The sequence below is a fragment of the Nonomuraea sp. NPDC050691 genome (genome assembly GCF_040654455.1).
In the GTDB taxonomy this organism is placed as follows: domain Bacteria; phylum Actinomycetota; class Actinomycetes; order Streptosporangiales; family Streptosporangiaceae; genus Nonomuraea.
This window is the reverse complement of sequence record NZ_JBFAIA010000302.1, coordinates 1-5,029: the sequence shown is the minus strand read 5'-3', so window position 1 is coordinate 5,029 and position 5,029 is coordinate 1. Positions and strand designations below refer to the sequence as shown.

Genomic DNA, 5,029 nt, shown 5'->3' with positions numbered 1-5,029 from the left:
CGCCGATCACGTCGAGCCGGTGCCCGGCGAACGCGCGGGAGGTCGCGGTCACGGTACGCCCGGCGGGCGCCCGCCACCAAGACCGTCTCCGCCGCCAAGGCCAACCGAGCCGTCAGCGTCCACCGCCTCCACCGCCTCCGCCGCGTCCGTCGTGCCAGGGCCGGTCGCCGCGCCTGCCGTGGCCGCCATGGCCGGGTCGCCGGCCGGGGGAGGGACGTCCGTGTCCGCCACGATGGCTGGGGTGAGGTGGCCGGCCGTGGTGTCGCCGAGGGGCACGCCGTACGCCGGCTCCCCGGCCGCCGGGGCGCTGACCGCCTCCAGGGCCGGGTCGCGAGCCGGCACGCCGCCGATCGGGCTGCCCGCCAGCTCCAGGTAGTGGGCCCAGTCCCAGTAGGGGCCGGGGTCCTCGTGCATGCCCGGATGACTCTCGGCCGTCGTGCCCGGGACGTTGTCGTGGCCGAGGACGTGGGCCCGGTCGAGGGGCAGCTTGTACAGGTCCGCCAGGTAGCGCAGCAGCCGGGCCGAGGAACGGTACATCGCCTCCGTGTACCAGGTCGCCCCCTTGGCCAGGTACCCCTCGTGTTCGATGCCGATGGAGCGGGCGTTGATGTCCCAGTTGCCGGCGTGCCAGGCGACGTCGCGCGTCCGTACGTGCTGGGCGACGTGCCCGTCGCCGGAACGCACGGTGTAGTGCCAGCTCACGTAGTCGGGGTCGGTCACCATCGACCGGATGCCGCTGTAGCGGCCCTCCGTGTCGTGGATCACGATGTAGTCGATCCGGCGCTTCGTGGTGGCGGGGAGCCGGTCGTGGTTCCCGTAGCCGCCCCCGCTCGTACGCTCGAACACGGCGGGCATCCACTCGCAGTCGAGCGTCGCGGGGCACTCGGCCTCGCGCGCGAGGCGCAGCGGGGGGCCGGCGGGCGGGCGCAGGCCGGGCGCGGGGGAGAGGCGGACGAGGAAGCCGTCGTCGGTACGGCGGGCCGCGCCCTCGCGGATCACCGCGAACACCTCGTCCGCGAAGTCCCGCGAGCCACTACGGGTGATCCCGCTCCCGCCCCCGTCGCTGCCCGCGCCGAACCCGGCGCCGGTCCGCCTGGCGTCGCTGCCCGCGTCGAACCTCGCACCGCTCACTCCACCGGAGCCGCCGGCGTCGGCCGCACCGCCGTGCCGCGGCGCGGCCCCGCTGTGTTCCGGCGGGCCGAGAGGGTGGCGGGTCTCGGCGTAGCGGGCGACGGCGTCGTACCAGTCGGCCGGGTCGGAGCTGGGACGCGCCTGGAGGGAGGCGAGGACGGCGGCGCCGCCCCTGATGTTCGCGGCCGGGTCGGAGCGCAGCCGCTGGGCGGACAGCCCGGTGAGCCGCGCGGCCCGAGCCAGCGTCGCAGCCTCGTCCCCGGCCGGGGCGCGCAGCAGGTGCATCGGCCCGTACCCGCCCGCCGTGCTCGGCCGTCCCCCGTTCGCATCCCAGCGCGACTCCAGGTACGACACCCCCAGCAGCACGCTCACCGGCACCCCGGACTCCGCGGCGGCCCGCGTGAAGTCCGCCTGGCGGCCCGGCAGCGGGCCGGGGACGGTGAGCAGACCGGCGGCGAGACCGGTGACCAGACCGGCGGCGGCCCAGTGCGGCATGACAACCTCCACGGATCGACACGGATAGACTACGCACAGTAATCAACCATGGGGGAAGCCCGGGGGCGCCGCGAGATCGTGTTCAGCAGGCTATTCCTGCCCGATTCCGGGCAGGATGTTGGCGTGTCGCGTTCCCTGTGCGTAGTGTCCTCGTCTGTGTCCACGACGCTGCACCCCTACGAGGAGCTGATCGCCCACCTCACCCGGACGAGCGGGCTCGGCCCCGGTGAGGCGGCGCGCGTGGTCGCCGACGTGCTGTCGTACTTCTCCGAGTCGGTGGAGGAGTTCGTGCGGCGGCGCCACGGCGAGCTGAAGTCCCGCGGTCTCACCAACGACGAGATCTTCCCCAGAGTGGCCGCGGAGCTGCGGGGGCGCCGTGTCTCGGCGCCCGAGCTGTCCCTGCGGCAACTGCGCCGCATCGTCTACGGCTGACAGCAAGAGACCCCCGAACAGAACAACGGATCATCGTCTTCCGGTGAAGGCGGATGACGACGGATAGGAGATGTCGGATGTGCGGAATCGTCGCCTACGTCGGCCCCAAGGACGCCGCCCCCATCCTGCTGGAGGGCCTGCAGCGGCTGGAGTACCGCGGGTACGACTCGGCCGGTGTCGTGGTGTCCAGCAAGGGGCTCAAGGTCCGCAAGGTCAAGGGCCGGGTCGCGGACCTGGCCAAGGTCATGCCGGCCCGGTTCAAGGGCGGGCTGGGCATCGGTCACACCCGGTGGGCCACGCACGGCGTCCCGAGTGACGTCAACGCGCACCCGCACCTGTCGTCCGACGAGCGCATCGCCGTCGTGCACAACGGCATCATCGAGAACGCCGACGAGCTGCGTTCCCGGCTGGCGGCCGACGGCGCGGCGTTCGTCTCCGAGACGGACACCGAGGTGCTGGCCCACCTGATCGCCCGCACCGTCAAGGAGACCGACTCGCTGGAGGAGGCCGTCCGCAAGGCGCTGAAGAGCGTCGTCGGGACGTACGGCATCGCCGTCGTGGACGCCGAGCGGCCGGGCGAGGTGGTCGTGGCGCGCAACGGCAGCCCGATCGTGCTCGGCATCGGCGAGAAGGAGATGTTCGCCGCCTCCGACGTGGCGGCGCTGGTCCGCTACACCCGCCAGGTCGTCCACCTGGAGGACGGCGAGCTGGCCGTGCTCAAGGCCGACGGCTTCCACACCTTCGCCAGTGACGCCCGCGAGACGGCCAAGGAGCCGCTCACCGTCGACTGGGACGCCGGCCACTACGACACCGGCGGCTACGAGCACTACCTGCTCAAGGAGATCTCCGAGCAGCCCGAGACCGTGGCCCGCACCATGAGCGGCCGCCTCGACGAGCGCTTCCACATCGCCCACCTGGGCGGCCTGAACATGGACGCCCGCGAGACCCGCTCCTTCCGCCGCGTCAAGATCATCGGTTGCGGCTCCGCGTACTACTCCGGCCAGATCGGCGCCCAGCTCATCGAGGAGCTGGCCCGCATCCCGGCCGACGCCGAGCCGGCCAGCGAGTTCCGCTACCGCAACCCGGTTGTCGACCCCGACACCCTCTACGTCGCGATCAGCCAGTCGGGGGAGACCTACGACACGCTGGCCGCGGTGCAGGAGCTCAAGCGCAAGGGCGGCCGGGTGATCGGCATCGTCAACGCGGTCGGCAGCGCCATCGCCCGCGAGGTGGACGGTGGCGTCTACCTGCACGCCGGGCCGGAGGTGTCGGTCGCCTCGACCAAGGCGTTCACCTCGACCGCGCTGGCCTTCGCGCTGCTCGCCCTGCACTTCGGCCGCGTGCACGACCTGTCGCCGGCCGACGGCCGCCGCATCGTCGAGGGGCTGCGCCGGCTGCCCGCGCAGATCGAGGAGATCCTCACCCAGAACGACAAGATCGCCGAGCTGGCGCGGAAGTACGCCCCGTACCCGAGCATGATGTTCGTCGGGCGCGTGCGCGGCTACCCGGTCGCCCGCGAGGGCGCCCAGAAGCTCAAGGAGATCTCGTACGTCCACGCCGAGGCCTACCCGGCGAGCGAGCTCAAGCACGGCCCGCTAGCGCTGATCGGCCCGGAGATGCCGACGGTGGCGATCGTCCCGGACGACGAGCTGCTCGACAAGAACCTCACCACGCTCGGCGAGATCCGCGCCCGCGGCGGCCAGGTGCTCATGGTCGGCCACCGCGAGCCCGACACCAAGCTGGCCGACGACGTGATCGTGGTGCCCAAGAACGAGATCGAGCTGGACCCGATCCTGCTGACGATCCCGCTCCAGCTCCTCGCCTACCACGCGGCCGTGGCGCTCGACCGCGATGTGGACAAGCCGCGCAATCTGGCGAAGAGTGTCACAGTTGAATAAATTCGTGCGGCACTATGGCTACAATCGCACAAAGGTCGTGTTAGCGGAGCAATCTCGACCTAAGATCCGGATGTGGCCGAGTTCGATCCTCACACGCCGAACGTCGCCCGCATGTACGACTACCTGCTCGGCGGCCACGACAACTACGCCGTCGACCGCGAGGCGACCGAGCGGCTGGTCGCGCTGGTCCCCCAGGCCGTGCCGCTGGCCCGGGCCAACCGCGGCTTCCTGAGGCGAGCCGTGCGCCACCTGGCCCACGCCGGCGTGCGCCAGTTCCTCGACCTCGGCAGCGGCCTGCCCACCCAGGGCAGCGTCCACGAGATCGTCCCCGGCGCCCGGGTCGTGTACGTCGACCGCGACCCGGTCGTGGCGGCGCACGCGCGGGCGCTGCTGGGCGAGCACGAGGGAGAAGGGCCCGGCCCGGGCCGCCGGGCCTTCCTCCAGGTCGATCTGCTCGACGCGGACGAGGTGCTGGGCCGCGCCTCGGACCTGCTCGACCTCGGCCGCCCGGTCGGGGTCCTGCTGGTCGGGATCCTGCACTTCATCCCCGACGCGGACGGCCCGTACGCGATGGTGGCCCGGCTGCGCGAGGCGGTCGCGCCGGGCAGCCACCTGGTGATCACCCACGCCGTCGCCCCCGGCCGCCCGGCGGAACCCAGCCGGGCCGGCGTGGTCCCGATCTCGCGGGGCGGTGCCGCCGACCGGTCGCCGGCGGCGATCCGGCGGTTCTTCGGCGACTTCCCCCTGGTCGAGCCCGGCCTGGTGAACGCGGCGGACTGGCGTCCCGACCGGCCCCGCCTGGCGGGCGAGCCTGGTGCGGGTTCGTACCTGATGGCGGGTGTGGGATGGAAGCACCCGATTGACCCCGATGTGTGACAGCGCGTGATGGTTCGCTAACCTGGTGTGGCGAGGTCTCGCCTCGCGGACCGGGGGAGGCACCATGCGCCGACGGCAAGTGTTCGCGCTCGGGCTCGCCCTGGCGGCCTCCGGGACCACACCCGAGCGTCGCGAGGCGCACCGCGATCACCGCGCCCTGCTCGGCCGTGCGGTGGCCGCTGTGGCCGTTGAGGTCC

The 5,029-nt window shown here is 72.6% G+C and carries 4 protein-coding genes; 3 read left to right on the top strand and 1 reads right to left on the bottom strand.

All coding sequences use genetic code 11. From position 1 onward, the window contains the following. Nucleotides 1-48 precede the first annotated feature (48 nt). Nucleotides 49-1,626, bottom strand: coding sequence for an N-acetylmuramoyl-L-alanine amidase (locus AB0H81_RS43725; protein ID WP_358388089.1), 1,578 nt, complete (start codon nucleotides 1,624-1,626; stop codon nucleotides 49-51). A gap of 156 nt (nucleotides 1,627-1,782) precedes the next feature. Between AB0H81_RS43725 and AB0H81_RS43720 the strand changes: the two genes are divergently transcribed. The 3 genes from AB0H81_RS43720 to AB0H81_RS43710 all read left to right on the top strand — a co-directional run bounded on the left by AB0H81_RS43720 (nucleotide 1,783) and on the right by AB0H81_RS43710 (nucleotide 4,832). Further along, on the top strand, nucleotides 1,783-2,058 hold the full coding sequence (locus AB0H81_RS43720) for a hypothetical protein (RefSeq protein WP_358388086.1): 276 nt from the start codon (nucleotides 1,783-1,785) through the stop codon (nucleotides 2,056-2,058). A gap of 77 nt (nucleotides 2,059-2,135) precedes the next feature. Continuing rightward, on the top strand, nucleotides 2,136-3,956 hold the full coding sequence (glmS, locus tag AB0H81_RS43715; RefSeq protein WP_358388084.1) for a glutamine--fructose-6-phosphate transaminase (isomerizing): 1,821 nt from the start codon (nucleotides 2,136-2,138) through the stop codon (nucleotides 3,954-3,956). A gap of 72 nt (nucleotides 3,957-4,028) precedes the next feature. Beyond that, on the top strand, nucleotides 4,029-4,832 hold the full coding sequence (locus AB0H81_RS43710; protein WP_358388081.1) for an SAM-dependent methyltransferase: 804 nt from the start codon (nucleotides 4,029-4,031) through the stop codon (nucleotides 4,830-4,832). The last annotated feature ends 197 nt before the right edge of the window (nucleotides 4,833-5,029 follow it).